Genomic DNA, 22,185 nt, shown 5'->3' with positions numbered 1-22,185 from the left:
ATTTAAGTTTATAAAATCCATTTCAGTCAAGCCCCTCGCCTAACCCGTCGATAATCTCTCCGTACTTCTTTTTATCACTCTCCATCGAAAACGTGTCCAGTATTTTGTCTTTCATGGCAATCACCCCGGATGCAAGCACTTTATTTCCTTGCTTCCGAATGATCCGCAAGATTTTAGGCAGAATCATCGTGTTCCCCCTCCGCGAAACGACCATCTCTTCCAAAGCTGCCAGCTCCCCCCGCGCGTCATCTCGTAAACAGGCTTCCACGAAAGATATTTGTTCCAACAACATCGCCTTGCTCTTCATATCAATCGTTGCCAATAACTCACGCGAATCGCTCATCTCCTTCTCGGCTGCTTCCTTGTCCGACCATTCCCCTTTTTCAAGCTCATCCATATATTTGTTGATCACTCCCGAATAACACTGGTTTAGAAACATATCCACTTTCCACGCCCCCACGTTCTTTCTCAGGGTATCCAGATTCGCCATCACGAACTCAAAACCTTCATCTTTATATTCCCGGTTCTCGAACAAAAACCAATACTCGGCTTGAACTTTATCCCCATCAGTCAAACGGGTCCAAAGTTCCCGCAGTACCTCCGCCGCACGTTCCCCCTCGGCTGTCTCTTTCAACAAAAAATAGTATTTCCGTAACTCTTTGTTATTCATTCTGCCGGACACGTGCAACTTCTCCAAGTAACTGAAAGAATTCTCTTTCTCCATGCCTTTCTTCACTTTGGCTACAAAATCATCCGCGGAAAGACTACTCCCCACAAGCTTATGATAAAGCGTTCCATCCGGGTGAATAATCAGATACGTGGGAAACACCCGAACCCCAAACAGCTTCCCCAACTCCTTCCCTTCCCGTTCCATATCGTACTCGACACATACAAACTTCGGGTTAAAATACTCCCCCGCACTCGCCCGGGTAAGTACATGTTCCCTCATCTGTTTACACGGTCCGCACCACGTCGTGTAACAATCAACAAAAACATACTTGTTTTCCGCTTTCGCTTTGGTCAAGGCCTGTTGAAAATTCAACTCTTGAAAATTCACACCCTGACCGAAAGCAAAAACAACAGGCATGATAAAAACCACGATGAAAATCATTCTTTTCATAGTCATACCTCTATTCTAAAATAAACATTCTACCGAACACTTTGACTTGCTTCGAATTGCTCGACCAAAGCCTTCATTATATCGAACTTACGTGTTACTTTCGTGTAATTCTCATATCTCTCCTTCAATTCAGCCTCTATTCCCCGGTAAGCATAGACATAAGCAATATACTCCGCAATATCCTCTTCAAGTTTCGGGGATCTATACCCTTTATTATCCCATAATTTCACCTGCCAACGGAAAAAACCTTGCTTTTCCGGAGCATCCCAAGGAGAAGTACCCACGTTCTGGTCGTAATAGGAACCAAAAAACTTATCTTCATTCGTGATCTTCTCGAAATCCTCAAGTTCCTTCCCGCAATTTGCCTGTATCCAAACCGAACTTTTAGCTGCCAATATACGCCCCGCCCATACTGCCAACTCATCATCGTTCATACCCGGTATCTCGTACAGTTTCCCGACCGTAACTCCCTTCAAACTTCCGGGATATATTTCCACTTCCCCCCACAGCATAGATCCCATCTCATTATACCCTTTATACAAAGAATCTACCAAAAATACAGACGAAGGCCTATACAGCCCGCTCTCGGGCAAATAGGGAACGACCTTTTCCCGAATCACCCGCAACGCTTTCAACATTGCCGCCGAATCGGCAGACAATTTTATAGACACGAACACATCCGTGCTAAAAACATAATACCCTGGGTCAAAAAGTACCAGATCTGCCACGGGATTCCCGAAATAATCCACGCCCCCGTCCCCGCAGTAAATCGTATCATTGATAAATACCGTCAAGTGATCATTTTTATATATATCATATATCAATTGATGCACATCACCCGGTTTATCCTGCACCGCGAACCAATCGATCATATTTTCTGCGGCAAACACATCATCATCGTCCCCCGTGCTACACGCCCCGAAAAGAGAGATAAAAAAAACGCCATACAATAAATAACTCTTTAACATATCTTCATTATTAAAGTATTTCACTAAAAAATCAGTCGCGATCTATCCTTTCCGGATTATCTTTCATCACGCCATTATTAAACACAAGCTCCTCCTGAGGAATAGGCAACACCCAAGCCGGGTCCTCACCGTAAGGTTTCAACACGTAAACTCTGTCCAACTCCGCTTTTCCATTATAACTAGTTGCCGACCGGTAAATATTATGTGATATCGACTTCTTTTCCGGGTATTTCGGAGACACGGCATAACGACGCAGGTCAAACCAGCGATGCCCCTCGAAACACAATTCCTTACGACGTTCCTCCCGAATAAACGTTACCAATTCCTGTCCCGTCAACCCGTCGACAGACGGGCACTTGCCATCCGCGTACCGCTTTTCCATAAGCGCTTTCATCGTGTTCGCCGCTTCCGGTTGATCAAGCATAGCCTGGGCTTCCGCCATATTCAGGTAAACTTCTCCCGCGCGAAGAATAAACGAATCGAAAACCGTGGGATCAGGTTTTGGATAATAACCGGGTTCCTTCTCCGGACTCTTCCTCATGTAATAGTGAGTACCCTCCCCGGGCATTTTGGACACTTCCAAAAAGCATTTTTTACGCAAATCCTCTATTCCCCGCGATTCATATTTTTTATACAAACCGGCCAACTCGTCGGAAACACGATAACGCGTTTTTTGGTACTCGTAATTCTCCAGCAACAAACCGACCGTCGGGGACCCTTGCGTGAAGAAAACTTCCGGCGAATCGGATGTATTAAAATAATCGCGGGTACTGCCACCGGCTATCCCGTTCCCGGCATCAAAACCATTCAGATCCCGCAACACGCATCCCGATTCCATGATTTTGCTACACTCGTTTATCGCCAGTTGCCACTCGCCCATGTACAAATACACCCTGCTCAACAACGCCCGGGCTGCCACTTCATCCGCGCGATAAATCGTGGGTTGCGTTATCCCGGACAAATTCTCGATGGCATCTTTCAAATCGGCCACAATCTGCTTATAAACGGCAGCCACAGACTCGCGCCCGAAATACTTTGCCTCGATATACTCCGTGAGGTTCAAAGGCACTCCCGGGTCTTCATCTGCCGTTTCCTTGGAATAAGGATTAGCGTAAAGGTTCACGAGCATAAAATAATACCCGGCACGCAGGAATTGCGCCTCGCCTTTAACCCTGCGGCGCGTCTCTTCCGGGTCGGACTCAAATTCCTTCACGTAAGAAATAACCACGTTCAAATAACCGATATGGCGATATATCCTTTTCCAATCCACATCCGTCATCGCCGAAGCATTGTTATCCCTGAAAGGGTTTTTAGCCCAAGTGTAAAAACCGCGCATGTAAAACACCGGAGTTGAAGCAGAACTTGTCAAATACACCTGCCCGGTAATACACTCCTCCGTGTCATCATCCATCAAATGAAGATAAGGGTAATACCCGTTTTCCTCGGTATAATAAAAACTACTCAAATTCTTTGCCTGCCTCATATACCCGTTCCCGATCAATATCTCGTCCAGATCGGCACACGAATTGGCATACGTCAAGTCTTGTGAATACTCCTGTAAAAAATCCCCGCACGAGGTCAAAAGCAAGCCCCCTATAATATAACCAAATAATCTTTTCATAACATCTTAATTTACTTAAAATGTAACATTTAACTGCAACGAATAAGTCGGTCGTACCGAAATATTAATTAATTCCGAGGTCCCGGACTGCGACGGGTCCTGCCCTTTCAGCTTACGGCTGCAGATCGTGAACAAATCCGTTCCGCTGATACTCACGTAAGCCGATTTCAAACGCAACTTCTTGCAAAAGGCGTCCGGAACCACGTACCGGAAAGAAGCACTTTGTAACTTCACGTAATTTCCCGAAACCACCCGCAAATCGGAATTATCATACATATCCCAGATCGTTTGGGCGAACTTGTACGGTTCGTTACTCCACCACGGGTCTTGTGTCTTGCTCCACTCGCTGTTCGGCAATATGGCGGGCACGCTCGTGTGAGCCTCGTCACCCGGGCGCTGCCAACGTTTCGTGAACTCCCGGCGCAGATTCCGTTCCGGACCTACAATATTCCCCGATGAAGAGTACATCCTGAACAAACGTATTTTAGAACCGAAACTGTAACTCAAGTTAAAAGAAAGCCCGAAATTCCTCCAGCCCAAATAGTTTGAAAGTCCGCCTTGCAGGAAAGGCTCCCGGCAACCGGAACGCTTCATCACGGTCGTGAACACCTCTTCTTTATCCATTTCCGCATACACCTCTTTCATATCGATCTCCTCTTCTCCCTGCTTCACGAACCGGTCGGTATCATAAAACATCGCCGAACCGTCCCGCGGATTCAAACCTTTAAACTTGTACGAGTAAAACGTGTTCAAAGGACGCCCCGCAACCTGTACCGTCCCGTTCACGTAGTCAGCGTACGTTATCTCGTCCTGCAACACCTTATCCTTCGGTTTGATCTTATCCACCAGCTGATTGAATACGGAACCAAAATTCGGGTCGAAACGCCACACGAAACCTTTTCGCTCGCCACTCGCGCTCATCGTGTTAATCGGCGTAAAGTTGAGCGAAAGCTCAAAACCTTGGTTACGCAACCGACCGGCATTCACCGTGTAATTATCTATCCCGTTCACCGTTGAAACCTTCTTCGCCAGAAAAGCGTCCGTCGTGTTGCGGTAATAGTAACCGATCGAACCCCTCACCTTATTCTTGAACATCGCGAACTCCAGATCGACATTATACGTCGAAGTCTTTTCCCACTTCAAATTCGGGTTTGGGTACCTATCAACCAAAGAATAGAACTCCTTGAAAAGATTATTCGTCCCCTGCCTTTGAATGATCAAACGAGGAGAATCCTGTGCGGACATATTTCCCTGGTACCCGAAAGACATCTTCAATGCGAGCATATCCAACCAACTCGTGTTGCGCAACACGTTTTCATGCATATTCCAACGCCCCGAAACAGACCAGATAGGCAACAAGCGATCGTTACTCGCGTCCCCGAATTTATTGGAAGCGTCTATTCTCATGTTAGCGTTAAGGATATAACTATTCCGGTAAGCGTACGTCACGCTCCCGATCAAGCCGACCAGATTCGTCAAGTTATGCGACAAACGGCCGAGTGCGCTCTCGGATTGTAACCAATCCCTGTAATTCGGGTAATTCGTGCCACTGATATCCACGCCGTCAAATATCATCCCCCGTTCCGGCAAATAGCCTCGCCGGGTAATCCGGAACCCCGTGTATTTGGACGAACTCAACTCCCCGATAACGCTCGCGGACAACTGGTGAAACTGCTCCTTGTCCAACATCCGGTTGAAATTCAGCGAAGCGCGCACGTTGTAGAACTCGTTTTTCGTGTTACTCAATTGCAATTCACCTCCCGCCGGGCATTCCGAATAAAGAGGGATCTCCCCCGTCGCCGCAATTTTCTTTCTAAAATTAGAAATATACCAGGTATCCTCCCCGAAAAAAATCTTCTCGTCCGTGTTCGACACGTTGTAAGCGAAAACAAGTTCGGCTTTCAGGGAAGGAATAATCCTATACCCTAAAGCAAGATTCAACCCGACCTGATTCGTGCTGATATCATCATACGAATTCTTACACTCGTTTATGATATTGAACGAGTGCTCCTCCATCGTGTTGGCAGTACTGTTCAATCTTTGGTAATACCACAAATCACCCTCTTCCGTGTAAGCCGCCACACTTCGTGAAGTATTGTACGCGTAGTCGGTCACCGCCACGTCTTTCGGCGTGTACTCCTTTTTCTGCGAATTCGCCTTCAACCCGAAACGCATCGTGAAACGGTCATAATCCAGATTCAAATTTACCATACCCGAGTAGCGCTTATTCTCCTCGTTCCTGATATTCCCCAATTCATCCAAATACCCCAGGGAAGCGTAATAACGTATATTCTCCGTACCTCCCGAAATACTCAACGAATGATTGTGTGAATACGTGTCCTGCATCAAAATATCCAACCAATCCGTGTTTGCGGTTTCCATCCCGCACACCCGGTCCACGAACTCACCGTGCGTGATCACCTTATTACAATAATCGTAGTAAGCCGACTCGTACCCGACCCAACTCTTCAAGTCCGGCACCGCCAACTGCGCGCCTATCAACTCCCGGGAATAAGCGATACGTTCCTGTGAATTCATCACGTTCACCGAACGATCCGTGTAACGGGGGCGACGGCGATAAGTACCCGACACAGAATAAGACACCGAGGGCTTTCCGACCTTGCCTCGCTTCGTGGTAATCACGATAACCCCGTTCGAAGCCTTCGGACCGTAAATAGCGGTAGCGGAAGCATCTTTCAACACGTCGATCCGGTCAATATCATCCGGGTTTAACCCGGAAATAGCGTTACCCAACAAATTCACGAAATCCAAATCATTGATAGAAGCCGGATCCACGTTTACCGGATCTGTCAAAATAACCCCGTCCAACACCCATACCGGGGCGGTAGAACCCAGAATAGTGGTCGTTCCCCGTATCTTCAACTTCGGTGCGACCCCCACCTGCCCGGAATTCTTCATGAAAATCATTCCCGGCACGTGTCCCTCCAGCATTTGGTCAATAGTGCTCACCCCGGGCAACAGAATATCCTCCGCTTTCAACGATGTCACAGAACTCGTCATGTGACGCTTGTCCACTTGATAATACCCGTAAGATACAACCTCGTCCAACATCTCGGTATCCTCTTCCATGACCACGTGAATAGATTCTCCCGGACGGAATTCCTTCTCTAGTTGCTTCATCCCGATAAAGGTAAAAACAAGCGTTACCCGCGAGTTCGATTCCGGGAGCGGCAAAGAGAAATTACCTTGTGCGTCCGTCACTGTCCCGACCGTCGCACCCTTCAATCTCACGGTCACACCCGGCAGGGGCATAGAATCCGTGTCCGTCACCTTCCCCCGCACAGGAACGGGTTTCTTCACTTGTTGTTGTCGTACCCGGATAACAATCGTGTTATCCACCAATTCGTAATACAATCCCGAACCTTTCAAGCAATCATCCAACACCTCGGACACACTCTTGTCAACAACATCAACAGTAACTTTCCCCACTTTCGCCAACTGCTCGTGATTATAAACAAACACGTAATCCGACTGTTGCTCTATCAATAGAAATACCCGTTCCACCAGAGAGTTTTTCACTTGAATGGAAACCCTCTTGTCCTGCGCGCATACAGTTGCAGACACTTGCATAAAGCTGGCAATCAGCAAAAAAGATGTCAATTTCATAATGTTCACCACTTTTTTTAAAATACGATTCCTGATAAATCGCATTTGTCGATTTTTTCTCATAAATTTGTTTCGCTAAAAAATTAAACACTTATTGTTTGTCCAAGCTGTTGAAAAATTGGTCCTTTTCAACAGCTTTTTATTTCATCCTATTTCGACACGATTAACGTCTTTCCTTCCAATGTAAATTTCACCATATCCGTTTTCTCCAAAAACTTCAACACATCGGCAATATCGCTATGCCGTTTTATCGTACCCGTGAAATGCAAATCCTGCAAACCAGGATTCCGGTAAAACACGGCAACATCGTACCAACGGGACAATATATCCAAAACATCCCGCAATTGCCGCCTTTTAAAAACAAACCACCCGTCCTTCCAAGCCACAAATTCCCTCGTATCCACGTTCGACATGGAGACGTTGCCATTCTCTACCCGGATCTGCATGGAAGGTTCAAGAATATACTTCTGTTTACCGACATGCACCCCCACCTTCCCCGTTACCAAAGTGGCGGCGAACTTCCCGTTATAATCGTTTATATTAAAACTCGTACCCAACACTTCAACCTCCTTATCCCCGACTTCCACGACAAAAGGTCGCACCGTGTCTCCCGCCACTTCAAAATACGCCTCCCCGGTCAACCTCACCCGCCGTTCCTCCCCCGTGAAACAGGAAGGAAACTCCAGATTCGAGGAAGAATTGATCCAGACCCCGGTTCCATCAGCCAAAACCAACTTGTATTCACCTCCCCTCGGAATCACAATCCGGTTATACTCGACCTCTTCTTTTACATTTTCCAACTCCTGTTTCTCCACCACCACAACTCCTTTATCCCCGGAGCGAATACGAGTCCCCCCCGCATTTGCGCTTATCGTGCTTGAACTATCCAACACGAAACACTCGCCATTCGCCAACTCCAGGTAAGCCTTGCTCCCTCCTTTCACGACAACGGAACCCTCGTGGGACAATTCAATTTTACTCGTATTCCCTTCCCGCAACAAATACAACATCCCTCCCGCACATGCGATAACGGTCAAAACTGCCGCGTAACGCATCGCGTACCAAAAACGCCTCCGTCCTCCATGAATTTTCCTTTGCACGTTCTGCCACCCCTTCTCTTTATCATTCTTCTCCCGGAAATGCAATCTACTCAATAGTAACCGATCATCCTGCAACCTGCGCAACAACTCTTTATTAGAAGCCGACTCCTCCAACCAACGTGAAAAATCCTTGTCCCCGGATGGTGTTAACGTCCCGTCTAAATAAGCCTTTGCCAACCTGATTCTATCCTCTATGCCTAAATTCTTTTCCATTATAAAACAGTTACGGCTAATTTCATCACATAACTACTCTAAATACAAAGAATTCCCCCATGAGGATGACAAGGGATATAATCTTTTTTGAAAAAAGAATTGCAATTCAATTAAAACAAGTTGAAAATCAAATTCCTAGAATAACAGAAATAATAAAAAGATCATTCAATTTTATTCTCAATTGTTGACGGGCACGAGCCTTATGAGTCTTTACGGTATTCACGGTAACTTTCATAATCTCCGCTATTTCAATATTATTTTTCCCCTCGAGGTGCATTAACAACACCCGGCGCTGCTCATGTGGCAAAGCATCGATCTCTTGCATGACCAAACGATACACTTCCTCTTCAACAACAGCATTGACAAACTCCCCCTCGGAAGTTAACATCATATACTCATCCCGATAATTCGCCTCCAATCTTTTCACTCGGATGTAATTCAAGCAACGATGACGCATGGATTGATACACGTACATTTTCAAATGCAACTCGGACTCGATCCCCTCTCTTGCCTTCCATAAATTGACAAAAACATCCTGCGCTATATCTAAAGCGACCTCTTCCTCCTTCAACATACGCATCCCGAACAAACACAATGAATCATAATACATCTCGTAATAATAACGAAACGCACTCCCATCCCCTTTTTTAAAAGGCCCCAACATCTCCTCTGAAACAATCCTCATCCTCTAAATCTATAATATCAAACACTCTATTCGATACAAAAGTATATAAATTCCTATCAGTATCAAATAAACGAATAAAAAACAACATTGTTCCGGTTTCCCACACGGCTAAAAACAAAGAAAATAATTCTTATCTCGAAATAAAGAAGCATCGGAACAGATCAAACACATCAAAATAAAATAACAGTAAAGATTGAACTTTTTTCACTCGCATTCGGGCCAAAAAACTTTAACACTAGTTTACTGATCTTTTATTCCTAATTCTTTCCAGAATATTTTTCTATTTTTGTGTAGACTAAAACCGGAAAGCCATGAAGATACTGATTGTCGAAGATGAAAAAGGATTACGGGAAGTGATGACACAATCACTCGAAAAAGAACGTTTTATCGTGGAAACCGCCACGGACTACGCCACGGCATTGCAGAAAATCAATGATTACGACTATGATTGCATCCTGCTGGACATCATGCTTCCCGGTGGCAACGGACTGTCGATCCTCGAGGAACTGAAAAAACTACGCAAACGCGAAAGCGTTATCATTGTTTCCGCGAAAGACTCCATTGAAGATAAGGTGACAGGGCTAGACCTCGGCGCAGACGATTATCTGGCAAAACCTTTCCATCTGGCGGAACTCCACGCCAGGGTAAAGTCCGTCATCCGGAGAAAACAAAACGACGGGGATATCAAAATAGAGATCGGCAATCTAATTGTCTACCCCGACAATCACACCGTCTTTATTGATGGTAATGAACTGAAATTGAACCGTAAAGAATTTGACCTTTTGTATTATTTTGTCGCTAATCCCGACCGCCTGATCAATAAAACCACTCTCGCGGAATCCGTTTGGGGCGACAACATCGATCAGGCAGACAGTCTGGATTTTATTTACTCCCAAGTAAAAAATCTACGCAAGAAAATGAAACAAGCCGAAGCTATTCCGGAAATCAAAGCCGTTTACGGCTTCGGCTATAAACTGATAACCACCCCGGAAGCATGAAACTCATCCACTATACCATAAGCAAACTCTCTGTCGTGTTGATCATCATCCTCACGACATGGGCTTGTCTTTTCTATTTTAACATACTCGATGAGATTCTTGATGAAACGGACGATAGTCTTGAAAACTATAAAAACCTTATCATCCGTCAGGTACTCACGGATACATCCGCCATTGACAATCATAACGATCTGATGAGCCAATACATGCTCAAGGAAATACCCGAGGAAGAAGCCATCCATTACCGGGAACGCTATTTCGACTCCACCCGCTTCTACGAGACAGAACTGGAATTCGACCCCGTGCGGGTACTAAAAACCGCATTCCGGGGACAGGACAAGAGATTCTACGAGTTGACTGTCATGATCTCCACGCTGGAACAGGACGACATGATCGAGGCCATCCTGCAATGGATTATCATTCTCTATTTCACCCTTCTCGTGTGTATTATACTCGTATCCGAGCTCGTGTTTCGCCGGAGCCTGTCGCCTTTCTACAAGCTGCTTCGCTGGCTCAATACATTTACTCTCGGGGAAAAGAATCCCCCGTTGGACAATCCCACGAAAATCAAAGAATTCAAACAGTTAAACGACACGATACGCAAAATGACTCTACGGAGCGAAGAAATGTATTCCCAACAGAAGCAATTCATCGGGAACGCCTCCCACGAGTTGCAAACCCCGTTGGCAATATGCCGCAACAAACTCGAACTCTTCGCCGAAAGACCGGACTGTACCGAGGAACAATTGCAAGAAATTGCCGATATTCACCGCAACGTGGAACGCATCATTAAACTCAACAAATCCCTGTTGTTCCTTTCCCGCATTGAAAACGGGCAATTCCACAACGAGAAAGAGGTAGAACTCAACCCGATCATTCGGGAACTTATCGAGGATTTTCAAGAAATATACGAACACAAGAAACTCCGGGTACACCTCGAGGAAACGGGCATCTGCAAGATTCGCGCGAACGAATCTTTAGCCAATACCCTCGTGACAAACCTGCTCAAAAATGCCATGATACACACTCCGGTAAACGGCGAAATTATGGTCAGCATACTTCCTTATCAAATCACCATTTCCAACAGTGGCGAAGGAAAACCTTTGGATAATTCCCGCCTTTTCACCCGCTTCTATCAAGCCGACAACAAGAAACCGGACTCCACAGGGCTGGGACTTGCCATCGTGCAAAGCATCGCGAATCTTTATGGTATCCGTATCACCTACTCGTACGACGGGATGCATCATTTCACGGTAAAAATCTAAAATTTTTCAATTCCTCTCTTTTTTCCCAAATCTTTCCCAAATTGCCCCTTTACTTTGTTCTCAGAAATTGAATTAATACATGAACATTAAAAATAAAAAGCTATGAGAACAAAGAATTTTCTTTTTACCGCACTTTTATTATCAGGTTTCGCTTTCACGAGCTGTGATGATAACGACGACAACTACACCCCGGACGGGAAGATACAGGAAGCATTTATCACCAAGTACCCGAACGCCCAACGCGTGGAGTGGGAAAAGAAATATGACCATTACGTGGCAGACTTCTATCTCGAGGGTATCGAAAGAGAGGCTTGGATCAACGCGCAAGGAGAATGGGTAATGACCGAAAGCGACATCCGCTACACCGATCTCCCGGCAGAAGTACAGTCAGCATTTCAAGCAAGCGAGTACAAGGATTGGAAAATTGACGACGTGGATATGCTCGAACGAGTGGAGATGGAACCCGTGTACGTGATCGAGGTAGAACAAGGGAAACAGGAATTTGACCTGTACTACGCGGCAGACGGCACGCTCCTCAAGGCCGTGGAAGACATGGACAACAATAATGAACACCACCCGACAACTGTCCCCGAAGCGTTAAAGACAGCTATCGACAACCGCTATCCGGGAGCCGTGATATTGGATATAGACGTTGAGAAAGGTATCACTGAAATTGATATCCGCCACGAGGGTAAGTCCAAAGAAGTACACTTCAACGCCCAAAACGAATGGTTGTACACCTCATGGGACGTAAGACAGTCGGAAGTTCCAACAGAAGTGATGACCACTATTAATAACGCTATTAGTCAAAATCATAAAGGCTACAAAATCGACGACATCGAATACGAGGAAAGACCTAATGGCGATGTGTATGTATTCGAATTGGAGAAAGAAAATGACCGAGATATTTACGTAACCGTGGACATGGAAGGAAACATCGTGAAGTAATCACACGTAAAAGGAGTGAAAAGCTATATTGTAAAACAAAAACTAACATGAAATTATGAAAACAACATTTATCGCTGCAATAATCATGCTCTCCTCCATGTTCGCTTTCAGCAGTTGCAAAAGCGACGGCTACGTCCCCGCCAAGAACATCGTGAACGCGTTTAAGGCCAAGTACCCGAAAGCCAAACAAGTGGAATGGGAAGTGAAGAACACGTATCAAGTCGCCGAATTCCGCATCGGATTCACGGAAGCAGAAGCTTGGTTCGACAACAACGGCAAATGGGTGATGACGGAAAGCGACGTATCCTTCCGCTCTCTGCCCGCCGTTATCCGTAACAGTTTTGAAACCGGGGAATATGCCAAATGGAAAGTGGAAGACGTGGATAAACTCGAGAGAGACGGTATGGAAACCCTTTACATCATCGAGGTGGAACTCGGCGAACAGGAAGTAGACCTACATTACCTTGAAAACGGTACTCTCGTGAAAACGGTAATGGACAAAGAAAACAAAGGCTATTTCCCGGAAACGATGCCCCAAACCGTCCTGCAATTCATCAAACAAAAATACCCGCAAGCAAACATCGTGGAAATTGATCAGGAAAAAGGACTGTTGAAAATAGAAATCATCGACAACCGTCTCAAAAAAGACGTGGTATTCAACCACAAGAACGAGTGGGTGGTCACGACATGGGAAGTTCGCCAAAGTGAAGTCCCCACCAACGTGATGAACGTTCTGAAAACCTCGGCATACGCCAATTATCGCATCGACGACATCGATTATGAAGAAAGAGCCGACGGAACGAATGTCTACATCTTCGAGGTAGAACAAGGCAACAAAGAAGTTTATGTCACGATAAACGCCAATAGTCTGGAAGTAATATCCACGACACCGAAAAATTAATAAAAGGGACTCTCGTCCCTTTTATTAGTCCATAAAACACGGGTGTCCTTTGGACAGAGTTTAACGGCAACCCGAGCAGCCGTGGACAAAGCACCGCAGGTCTATTGACCTTATAGACTTCATGTACTTTACAAACTTCCTACATTCTCACCCACTTCACGGCATCCGCCATAATCACGATATCTTTTCGTCCCCGCTCGTCTTTATCCGAAAGAATCACGCTGACCTCTCCCGCCGGAAAATCGAATTCCCCGAGAACCATCCAGTCGTCAATCGTTCTGTTTTCTACCCCTTCACCCATGTTAAAGTCGATCTTTTCCTCTTGATCCCCGTGTTTTATCGTGTAAGCTAAAGTGAAATCGGAGTAATCCAAGCCCATTTCTCCATAACTTATTTTTTCCAAGTTGGTCTTAACCATCACCCGGTATTTCCCTTTTTCTTTCAAGCGGGCAGTCCACGTTGCAGAACAATCGCCCTTGCCGAAGCTCTTGAAATACGCCCGCCGAAGGGAATCCCCCTCGTAATTGTTCCTGATCACGGGAGTCCAATAGCGCAGTTCTTGCCGCCCGACAAGACCGAAAACTTCTTCCCGGCTAACCCCGAACCATTTTTGCAAGATCGTCTGGTTAGCCCGGTCGTCAAACGAGAACCCCTCGTCCGTGTCGTCCACCACGGTCACATTCGGGTCAGGCAGGAATGCCGCAATATCCGTATCTACCCATCTTCCCGGGGTTTCCGCCAACCCCGCGGGTTTACTTCTTTCCTCGTGCACGAACTCGAAGTCGACAGGTCGATTGATTGACATTCCCGAGTTGAAATTCCCGTACAAATCATACGCCCTTTCCACCCGCCGTGCCATATAAAAAGCCTTCGCCTTTCCCGGCTCCACGTAACAACTATAATATTTTTTCTCCCCTTTCTCGCTCATATCCATGTACACGAAGCCTCCTTCTTTTCCGCAATTCATGACCTTCGCCTCAATCTCTATCCATCCCGGCCCATACACTTTATCATCCGGGTAAAAATAACTGTTCATATCGGCTACTTTAAAATATTGGTCATGCCGAACCCCGATCCATTTCTCGAACACCCGTTCCAGATCACCTCCAACCCGCTCGCCCAATACCCGCGATAATTCGTCAAAATGAATCACCCCGGAACGGGTATGATAAATGTCATCCAAAGCTCTGAAAAGGGAATCCACGGAAACCTCCAACCCGAGATAATTCACGAGATCCCGAACGTTCGACAGCATCATCCCAGCCAGCAATACCCGCGGAAATCCCCGCTCGAGGAAGGCTTCTTCCAGACTGTGCTCCCGTGCGTACGCATTGATTTTTCGGGCATCTTCCAGCGGAACGTACATCCCCACGTGCCCGAGTATAAATTTGCGCTCGGAATATAACTTGTCGATCAACACGCCAACATAAGGATATTTCTCGGAATAAACAGACAAACGAGGGGATGCGAACAACGTATGTATATTCCAAAGATTGAACCCGGTTCGTTCCCGATCAAAACCCAACTGCAGTATCGGATGGCTACATTCATGATTGTCAAATAGATTATCCGAGCTACCGAATAACATATTCATGTGTCCAGCCGCCCAAGGCGTTCGCTCAGGAAGCGCCACACCTTCACCGAGAAATGCCAGATCCGGTTCCGTTTCCTCGATGGGCATATTCAACACCGTCATAAGTTTCATATCGAATTCCTTTTCCGGCAAAAATACCACACCCGGCTCCATTTGCCCGCTAATCAATCGCCCCTCGTTAAACTCGGTTCGAAAAGGAAGTGGGGTTTCTATCAAGCGATAACAAGGTTGCTCCTTCTCGTACCAACTCAAATCGGCGAATTTCATCACGGGTTTAAAAAAGTACTCAAAGTACCCTTTGATTCCATTCAAGTCGAGAGCCTCGAAATGCTCCGACAAGGGAGCCGGAATCCCGAAAGACGACACGACAAATTTCATACTGTCAATATCCAATTCCACCGTTTCAAATTGTCCCCCGCAAAGCGAAATCCCGGACAGGACGTGGGAAGGACGGAAATAAGAAGAATCCGCCCCGGTGGAAGCGATCCCCTGGGAAAACAACTCCCGCTGCCGGGGATGAGCCACGGTCAAGCGAAAACGGGTCATATCCTTGCCGCTGCATACCGGGTATACCGGGTTCACGGGAGGCAATGCCGTCGGATACCACCCGCAAGCGGAGGTCACCAGAAGATAATCATCCGACACGAAAGCGCTCCGCCGTCCCGTGGGAAAGAAATTGTCAAACCGGAAACTATCCTCGTAACTATCATCCGGTATATGCAAATCGGTAAATCGTTCATCGCTCCTACCGGAATATGACACCCGCAAACGCAAGGTATCGCCACTTGCCAAGGAACGATCGATAACAAGTACCTGCCCGTCCCGAGTGAAAGGCAACGCCCGCCCGCTTTCCTCCAACGCAGTCACACGCAATCCCGGGTTCAGGAAGAGAAGTGGCTGTTTCACCTCCTTGCCATTCAGGTTGCATACCACCAGATCACTACGCACATCAAGATTCTCACCTTCCTGCCTCAGCGTAATATCGTGGCTGCTGACATGACAAGGCATGCCGATCCAATGTTTCCGGAAACTCTCCCGGTAACTTTCACGGGCACTCCGGGCAGGTATATAACTTACCGCCATCACCACCCCGCAAAGAAGCCCCGACACGACAAGCGTCACGCCCCCGAGCGAGTAACGCCTCACTTGCTTCAAGGTACTTGGCAGGCGTTCCACGCCCCACACGCTATAAGCCAAAAGTCCCAGTCCCAGCAATAGGAAACCCAGCCGATGCAACAGGTAATACCACAATCCCACGTGTCCCGTCACGCCCGAGAACAAGTTAGGTACTCCCGTACCCAAGAAATCCAGTATCCCATGCAACCGATAAGGCAACCAGATAACAGATACCACACACCACAAGAACAAAAGCACCATAGTCAGGTAACGCCACCTGAACACCCGTGACAACCACAAGCTCAACCCCATCACGAAGACCAGCGACGGGATGTTCAAGGTGACGAAATAGAATATATAATATTGGATACCGAGAGGCGCCATACTATTCAAGTTCACGAAAAAGACGCAGCACAACATCACGAGCAGGTTCACCGCACCGAAAAGTATCATATTACCCAACACCCTTCCCCACGTGTATTCCCCGTTCTCCATCGGGCGGGCATGAATAGGGTCAAGCGCCCCGCCCAACTTTTCCCGGCGAGGAAAATCGGTAACCATCAGAATCACGAACAGCGATTGCACAACACTATACAAGTAAGCATTCACCAGCGGTACGGAACAAGGCAAAGCCACCATCTTCCAGTTCGAGCAGTAGCCCTGCCCTTGCAAAAAGAACTGGTACAACGTTATACCAATCACCGCAATAAAAACAAATAAACGAAATTCCCATTGCCTACGCTGTTGCTTCGCCTCGTACAAGGCAACATGTAAAATGTCATGTAGATTCATAGCTTGAATTTTAATAAAACATCGACGCACAAAGCTTTACCACCTATCGCTCAAATATAGGGATATTTTATTAAAAAAGGCAATTATTGTAACACAAATAATAATTCAAGAAAAATCCCGGAAGTTTACGCTTCCGGGATTTTCTATTTAGAATATTTCATTCTTTACAGATGCAGTTTCACCTCTACCGGTTTTTCTTTCACTTTCACGTTCTCTCCGACCCACTTCCCGTCTTTATTGAAATAATACAAGGTGTATTCTTTATTCTTTTCCACGACAAACTCCAACACGTCATTCATATCCTGTCTGGGGCCGGCTGTACGTCCGCCACCGATCTGGTCTTTACCGCAGAAAATGTCCACGTTGGCTGCAACCCGGTCGTCCGACTTGCGCGTATTACGCTTGTCTTTGTACATCATCACTTTCATCTTCACGTAATTTCCGCCTTCCAGTTGCTCGTTATACACTTGCTTGTAAATATCAAGGTAGCGTTGAGTCACGTTTAACGCAGGTACATACTTGATGTTGAAATCCCACACGAGCGGGAAACTCTCCCCGGTCGGTTTGAAAGAGGAAGCCCAGATAGCGTGCATACGGTCATTCGGGTCCGCTTTCCCGGCATCGGCAAGGAACCATGAACGATCCAACTTGTTGGGATAATACTCCGTGAAGTACCATTTCCCGTCCAACCACACCTCACACCAGTTATGGTTTCCGCGATTGTCATGCCAGTTGGCAGTACCGGCAATGCGCGACGGAATCCCGACAGAACGGAAAGCATCCGTCAACAAAATAGACAACCCGCTACAAGAAGCCATATTCTGGCGCATGGACTCGAACGGACTCTGGTCCGGTTTTTCACGGCCGGTGTTGTAATCCACCTTTACCTCATCCCGGATATTCCTGTTCACGGCAGCAATCGCCTCGTCCAACGTTTTACAATTCTCCACGTACGGGGCGAATCGCCTGTAAAAATCGGCACGCCAATTCTCGCGAGTTTCGTTCAAGGAAGCGTACGGCAACACGTCATTCAAGAAAATTGAATCCGGCACGCTCTTCGCCCAAGCAAAACGATTTCGAGCCTCGTAAGCCAATTGAACGTTCGACAACAAATCGTCGCCTGTCATGGAAGTCAAATCACGCTCCGGCATATAAGCAATAAGGAAAGCAACCCCTTCTTTCATCTCGGGTGCGGCAGTCTTCAGAGCTTTCACGAGCTCGGTTTGATTAGCACCCGCTTTGTCCAAAGCTTTGTCCAGTAACGCATGGTATTTTTCCGGTACTCCCGGATATTTCGCGCATGCCACGCACACGCAACACAACAACAAGATAAATAGGTTTTTCATTAATTTAATTGGATTTATTACTAAAGTATTTCATAAACTGTGCTCGCTCGTATAAATCGGGATTATCGATGGAAGAGTAAGACAGCATGCCCCGAAAGTCATCAATACTCTCGAAAGCTTTGGACTCCATCCACGTCTTGATAAAAGTATTCATCTCACCGATCACGCTTATCCCCTTCTCGTAAAGCACGGAGCACAATTGCACGGTGGTAGCTCCCGCCAACAGCAGTTTCACGACCGCCTCACCGCTATGCACTCCCGTCGAAGCAGAAATCTCCAGATTCTTGTCCTTACCCGCCAGAATCCCCGTCCACCGCAACGTCGTTCTCAACTCCGTCGCCGTACTGAACACGGAAGCCGCTCCTATTGTCAAGCTATTAATATTAATATCCGGTTCGTAAAAACGGTTGAATATTGTCGTGGCATTCGCCCCGTAAGCTTTCATCTTATCCACGAAAGCCGATAAATTCGTGAAATAATGACTTATCTTGATGGCAACGGGTATCTTTACCTGTTCTTTAATCGATTTCATGATCTCATAATATACATTCTCCACCTCCGCACTCTCTGTAAACTCGTTCACAGGCAAAATAAAAACATTCAATTCCAAAGCATCAGCCCCGGCATCCTGCAATTGACGGGCAAAACTAACCCATTCACCACCACTGAAACAATTCACGCTGGCAATAACGGGAATCGATAAACGACTTTTGGCGTTGCGCACCAATTCTACATATTTCTGTATCGTGTTGGAACGGATATAAGCCTTGATGTAATCCTCCGCTTCCGGGTAACCATCACTCATCCCATATCCGGCATTAAACACACCGCTCGTTTCTTGGTTTATCTGTTCCTCGAAAATAGATTTCAACACGACTGCCCCAACGCCCGCTTCTTCCATTTCCACCATCTTCTCAACATCGGAAGTCAACCCGCAACTCGCCGCGATAATCGGACTCCGTAATTCCAGTCCCATGTACTTCGTCTTCAATTCTGCCATAATTAATTTTAAATTTATGATTTATGATTTTTGTTCGCCTTCGGCGAATTACAAGTTGCAAGTTACATTTGCCTTCGGTAAGTTGCAAGTTGTTATTCTCTCATTTCATTTTCAATTCTGCATTTTCAATTTTCAATTGCTTTGTATTGCCTTGCCCCGAATATCGAACTTCCTACCCTCACCATCGTGCTTCCTTCTTCAACAGCAATCTTGTAATCCCCGGACATACCCATAGATAACTCTTTAAATTCCGATTTATCCGCAAAATACTGTTGCTTCAACTCATTGAATATCCTTTTTAAATGCCGAAATTCCTCCTGAACCTGCACCAGATCGTCCGTGAAAGTCGCCATTCCCATCACACCCTCAATCCGCACGTTCTTCATGTTCGCGTAACTCTCGCTTTCCAATAACTCCCGGGCTTCTTCCATGTTCAACCCGAACTTCGTTTCCTCCTTTGCCACATGGAATTGTAACAAACAAGGGATCACCCGGTTGTGTTTTTTTGCTTCCTTGTCTATCGTCTCCAGCAACTTCAAGCTTTCCACGCCGTGAATCATTGCCACGAATCCAGCCACGTATTTCACCTTGTTGGTTTGTAAATGTCCTATCAGATGCCATTCTATATCTTTCGGGAGCACCTCGTACTTCTCCGCCAACTCCTGTGCCCGGTTCTCCCCGAACACCCGTTGTCCGGCATTATACGCCTCTTCTATCGCCTCTACCGGCTTCGTTTTTGACACAGCCACCAGCTTTACCCCTTCCGGCAAACTATCGGCTATACGTTTCAAATTTTCAGCTATACTATTCATCTCATTTCAACGTTTATCGATGTCCGTGAAACTATGGACTTACAAATATAACGTAAAATCCATAATGTCGGGATAAACATCTTAAAATTTTAAGACTTTACACCGACGGTTGCAAGTCTCCCCGAATTGTGTTAATTTTGGACTTTCAAAAGGAAAAATATGCACAGGTATTTTATAGAACTAGCTTACAACGGAAGTGGTTATAACGGTTGGCAAATCCAGCCTAACGCTCCTTCCGTGCAGGAAGAGATAAACAAAGCCTTGTCCCTGTTGCTAAAGCAAGACATCAACGTAACCGGCGCCGGACGTACCGACACGGGTGTGCATGCATCCTTTTTTGTCGCCCATTTCGACAGCGTCACTCCCGTAGCGGACACGAAAATCCTGACCGATAAGCTTAACCGTTTCCTAGGGAAACACATCTCCATAAAAGAGATCTATCCCGTTCTTTCGGACGCTCATGCCCGGTTCTCTGCGCTCTCGCGGACATACAAATATTACATCAATAAAACAAAGAACCCGTTCATCTACCCGTTTGCTTACACACCTCACCCGTTACCCGATATCCGGTTAATGAATCAAGCATGCGAGTTACTTACACGTTACGAGGACTTCACCAGTTTCTCGAAACTCCACACGGACGTGAAAACCAATATTTGCCGAATTATGCAAGCCGGATGGGAAGAAACCGACGAACAACTTATCTTCACGATAAAAGCAGACCGTTTCCTGCGAAACATGGTACGGGCTATCGTGGGAACCCTGCTAGACATCGGTCAGAAACGGATCGACTTGAAACAATTCCAACAAATCATCGAAAGCAAAAACCGCTGCAACGCGGGCACTTCAGTCCCCGGAAACGCACTGTTCCTCTGCGATATCGAGTATCCGCCATGTAAAACACAACTAACACCCGAAGCATGAAAACAAAAATATTCATATTATTCATCCTTTTTCTATGTATGTTTGCCCGAAACACATCGGCAATCAAACTAACGAAAGATGCCACGATCAGCATCCTCACGTGCGCACCGGGAAATGAACTCTACTCTCTTTTCGGGCACACGGGCATCCGTGTCACTGACAAGGCAAATAATTTGGATATCGTATTCAACTATGGCACGTTTGATTTCAACACGCAAGGTTTCTATTTCAAGTTCGCCCGAGGATTACTTCCCTATCAATTGTCCTGTTCGGATTTCGACCGCTTCATGGCCTCTTATGTTTACGAGGAACGTAGCGTGTACTCGCAAATCTTGAATCTGGACTCCATTCAGAAACAACGACTCATGGATCTACTCGTGGAAAATTATCAGCCACAAAACCGGACTTATCTCTATAACTTCCTTTACGACAACTGTACAACCAGAGCGAGGGATATTGTCGAGAAAAGCACCGACAACAGTATCACGTGGATAGCAGAACCTTCCACCAAGAGTTTCTGGAACATGTTGGACGAATATCTCTGCCGCTCCCAGTGGACGCAATGGGGTATCCATACCATTCTAGGTTCCCCTGCAACCTCTATCGTGACCACCCGGGAACAGATGTTCCTGCCCGATTACCTCATGTATCGACTGGACTCTGCCTATTTCAACGGCAAGCCTCTGGTTGAACCGATTAAAGTGATTTACCAAGCCCCAGACCAGACTCCCAATAACCCGTGGTACATTTCCCCGTTTTTTGTCTTTGCCGTTTGCACGTTAGCACTTATCCTGCTCCTGCAAAAATACAGAAGCAGACGCTTGTTGAAAGCCATTGCCATCCCGTTTTTTATCATCACGGGTATCATCGGTTGCCTTATCGTCTTCCTTTGCTTTTTCACCAAACATCCCACGATGTACCCCAACTTCAACGCTCTTTGGGCTAATCCACTCAACCTCATCGCCGCCTTTTTTATCGGCAAAGAGAAATTACCGTGGATTATCAACAAATACATCTTCGTATATCTCTACGTCCTAATCATCGGCTTCCTGCTCTGGTTCCTTTTCATTCCGGCAGTACCTTACGCCTCCATGGTCATTTTCGTGTGGATGATATACCTCTGCATCCGTTTGCGACAAGTACAGAAATAATATT

The 22,185-nt window shown here is 46.4% G+C and carries 16 protein-coding genes; 6 read left to right on the top strand and 10 right to left on the bottom strand.

Annotated features, from left to right (window positions below; genetic code table 11):
* Positions 1-22 precede the first annotated feature (22 nt).
* From CS948_RS13115 to CS948_RS13090, 6 genes are all read right to left on the bottom strand, one after another.
* The gene (locus tag CS948_RS13115; RefSeq protein WP_176555052.1) at positions 23-1,120 is read right to left on the bottom strand and encodes a thioredoxin family protein; all 1,098 of its coding nucleotides are present in this window, start codon (positions 1,118-1,120) and stop codon (positions 23-25) included.
* Between the two features lie 29 nt (positions 1,121-1,149).
* Complete coding sequence (locus CS948_RS13110) at positions 1,150-2,088, bottom strand: hypothetical protein (RefSeq protein WP_099292170.1); 939 nt, start codon at positions 2,086-2,088, stop codon at positions 1,150-1,152.
* A gap of 31 nt (positions 2,089-2,119) precedes the next feature.
* Complete coding sequence (locus CS948_RS13105; RefSeq protein ID WP_099292169.1) at positions 2,120-3,709, bottom strand: RagB/SusD family nutrient uptake outer membrane protein; 1,590 nt, start codon at positions 3,707-3,709, stop codon at positions 2,120-2,122.
* A gap of 15 nt (positions 3,710-3,724) precedes the next feature.
* The gene (locus CS948_RS13100; protein WP_255302011.1) at positions 3,725-7,336 is read right to left on the bottom strand and encodes a SusC/RagA family TonB-linked outer membrane protein; all 3,612 of its coding nucleotides are present in this window, start codon (positions 7,334-7,336) and stop codon (positions 3,725-3,727) included.
* A gap of 149 nt (positions 7,337-7,485) precedes the next feature.
* Entirely contained in the window at positions 7,486-8,649 is a 1,164-nt protein-coding gene (locus CS948_RS13095; RefSeq protein WP_099292167.1) for a FecR domain-containing protein, read from the bottom strand.
* Between the two features lie 127 nt (positions 8,650-8,776).
* The gene (locus CS948_RS13090; protein WP_255302010.1) at positions 8,777-9,334 is read right to left on the bottom strand and encodes an RNA polymerase sigma factor; all 558 of its coding nucleotides are present in this window, start codon (positions 9,332-9,334) and stop codon (positions 8,777-8,779) included.
* 311 nt (positions 9,335-9,645) lie between these two features.
* Here CS948_RS13090 and CS948_RS13085 point away from each other — a divergent pair, with 311 nt between their 5' ends.
* The 4 genes from CS948_RS13085 to CS948_RS13070 all read left to right on the top strand — a co-directional run bounded on the left by CS948_RS13085 (position 9,646) and on the right by CS948_RS13070 (position 13,446).
* A complete protein-coding gene (locus tag CS948_RS13085) occupies positions 9,646-10,332 on the top strand; it encodes a response regulator transcription factor (RefSeq protein ID WP_099292166.1) in 687 nt (228 codons plus the stop codon).
* A complete protein-coding gene (locus tag CS948_RS13080) occupies positions 10,329-11,597 on the top strand; it encodes a cell wall metabolism sensor histidine kinase WalK (RefSeq protein WP_099292165.1) in 1,269 nt (422 codons plus the stop codon). Before CS948_RS13085 ends, CS948_RS13080 begins: the two co-directional genes overlap by 4 nt.
* Before the next feature lie 102 nt (positions 11,598-11,699).
* Positions 11,700-12,545 carry a PepSY-like domain-containing protein gene (locus tag CS948_RS13075; RefSeq protein WP_099292164.1) on the top strand — a complete coding sequence of 282 codons (846 nt, stop codon included), beginning with the start codon at positions 11,700-11,702 and terminating at the stop codon, positions 12,543-12,545.
* A 55-nt stretch (positions 12,546-12,600) separates the two neighbouring features.
* Positions 12,601-13,446 (top strand): PepSY-like domain-containing protein, encoded by an 846-nt coding sequence (locus tag CS948_RS13070; protein ID WP_099292163.1) that lies wholly within the window; start codon positions 12,601-12,603, stop codon positions 13,444-13,446.
* A gap of 139 nt (positions 13,447-13,585) precedes the next feature.
* Here the strand turns inward: CS948_RS13070 and CS948_RS13065 are convergent, their stop codons facing one another.
* From CS948_RS13065 to CS948_RS13050, 4 genes are all read right to left on the bottom strand, one after another.
* Positions 13,586-16,948 carry a hypothetical protein gene (locus CS948_RS13065; protein WP_099292162.1) on the bottom strand — a complete coding sequence of 1,121 codons (3,363 nt, stop codon included), beginning with the start codon at positions 16,946-16,948 and terminating at the stop codon, positions 13,586-13,588.
* Positions 16,949-17,112: 164 nt separating this feature from the next.
* The gene (locus tag CS948_RS13060; protein ID WP_099292161.1) at positions 17,113-18,294 is read right to left on the bottom strand and encodes a transglutaminase family protein; all 1,182 of its coding nucleotides are present in this window, start codon (positions 18,292-18,294) and stop codon (positions 17,113-17,115) included.
* Between the two features lie 4 nt (positions 18,295-18,298).
* Positions 18,299-19,294, bottom strand: a complete 996-nt coding sequence (locus CS948_RS13055) for a dihydroorotate dehydrogenase-like protein (protein ID WP_099292160.1) — start codon at positions 19,292-19,294, stop codon at positions 18,299-18,301.
* 125 nt (positions 19,295-19,419) lie between these two features.
* Positions 19,420-20,106, bottom strand: a complete 687-nt coding sequence (locus CS948_RS13050) for a YggS family pyridoxal phosphate-dependent enzyme (protein WP_099292159.1) — start codon at positions 20,104-20,106, stop codon at positions 19,420-19,422.
* A 159-nt stretch (positions 20,107-20,265) separates the two neighbouring features.
* Between CS948_RS13050 and truA the strand changes: the two genes are divergently transcribed.
* Both truA and CS948_RS13040 read left to right on the top strand, forming a co-directional pair.
* Positions 20,266-21,030, top strand: a complete 765-nt coding sequence (gene truA / locus CS948_RS13045) for a tRNA pseudouridine(38-40) synthase TruA (protein ID WP_099292158.1) — start codon at positions 20,266-20,268, stop codon at positions 21,028-21,030.
* Positions 21,027-22,181: a DUF4105 domain-containing protein gene (locus CS948_RS13040; RefSeq protein WP_099292157.1), complete on the top strand. Its 1,155-nt coding sequence runs from the start codon at positions 21,027-21,029 to the stop codon at positions 22,179-22,181. The genes truA and CS948_RS13040 overlap by 4 nt, the downstream gene beginning before the upstream one ends.
* Positions 22,182-22,185 lie beyond the last annotated feature (4 nt).

It is taken from the genome of Butyricimonas sp. Marseille-P3923, assembly GCF_900184685.1.
Taxonomy (GTDB): Bacteria; Bacteroidota; Bacteroidia; order Bacteroidales; family Marinifilaceae; genus Butyricimonas; species Butyricimonas muris.
This window is presented reverse-complemented; position numbering and strand designations above follow the sequence as displayed.

What these genes read in the sequence shown, in the direction of transcription:
- CS948_RS13090 (WP_255302010.1), bottom strand. Translation starts at nt 9,334, where the DNA reads ATGAGGATTGTTTCAGAGGAGATGTTGGGGCCTTTTAAAAAAGGGGAT.
- CS948_RS13075 (WP_099292164.1), top strand. Translation starts at nt 11,700, where the DNA reads ATGAGAACAAAGAATTTTCTTTTTACCGCACTTTTATTATCAGGTTTC.
- CS948_RS13065 (WP_099292162.1), bottom strand. Translation starts at nt 16,948, where the DNA reads ATGAATCTACATGACATTTTACATGTTGCCTTGTACGAGGCGAAGCAA.
- CS948_RS13095 (WP_099292167.1), bottom strand. Translation starts at nt 8,649, where the DNA reads ATGGAAAAGAATTTAGGCATAGAGGATAGAATCAGGTTGGCAAAGGCT.
- CS948_RS13100 (WP_255302011.1), bottom strand. Translation starts at nt 7,336, where the DNA reads ATGAAATTGACATCTTTTTTGCTGATTGCCAGCTTTATGCAAGTGTCT.
- CS948_RS13115 (WP_176555052.1), bottom strand. Translation starts at nt 1,120, where the DNA reads ATGAAAAGAATGATTTTCATCGTGGTTTTTATCATGCCTGTTGTTTTT.
- CS948_RS13050 (WP_099292159.1), bottom strand. Translation starts at nt 20,106, where the DNA reads ATGAATAGTATAGCTGAAAATTTGAAACGTATAGCCGATAGTTTGCCG.
- CS948_RS13080 (WP_099292165.1), top strand. Translation starts at nt 10,329, where the DNA reads ATGAAACTCATCCACTATACCATAAGCAAACTCTCTGTCGTGTTGATC.
- CS948_RS13110 (WP_099292170.1), bottom strand. Translation starts at nt 2,088, where the DNA reads ATGTTAAAGAGTTATTTATTGTATGGCGTTTTTTTTATCTCTCTTTTC.
- CS948_RS13105 (WP_099292169.1), bottom strand. Translation starts at nt 3,709, where the DNA reads ATGAAAAGATTATTTGGTTATATTATAGGGGGCTTGCTTTTGACCTCG.
- CS948_RS13055 (WP_099292160.1), bottom strand. Translation starts at nt 19,294, where the DNA reads ATGGCAGAATTGAAGACGAAGTACATGGGACTGGAATTACGGAGTCCG.
- truA (WP_099292158.1), top strand. Translation starts at nt 20,266, where the DNA reads ATGCACAGGTATTTTATAGAACTAGCTTACAACGGAAGTGGTTATAAC.
- CS948_RS13085 (WP_099292166.1), top strand. Translation starts at nt 9,646, where the DNA reads ATGAAGATACTGATTGTCGAAGATGAAAAAGGATTACGGGAAGTGATG.
- CS948_RS13040 (WP_099292157.1), top strand. Translation starts at nt 21,027, where the DNA reads ATGAAAACAAAAATATTCATATTATTCATCCTTTTTCTATGTATGTTT.
- CS948_RS13060 (WP_099292161.1), bottom strand. Translation starts at nt 18,294, where the DNA reads ATGAAAAACCTATTTATCTTGTTGTTGTGTTGCGTGTGCGTGGCATGC.
- CS948_RS13070 (WP_099292163.1), top strand. Translation starts at nt 12,601, where the DNA reads ATGAAAACAACATTTATCGCTGCAATAATCATGCTCTCCTCCATGTTC.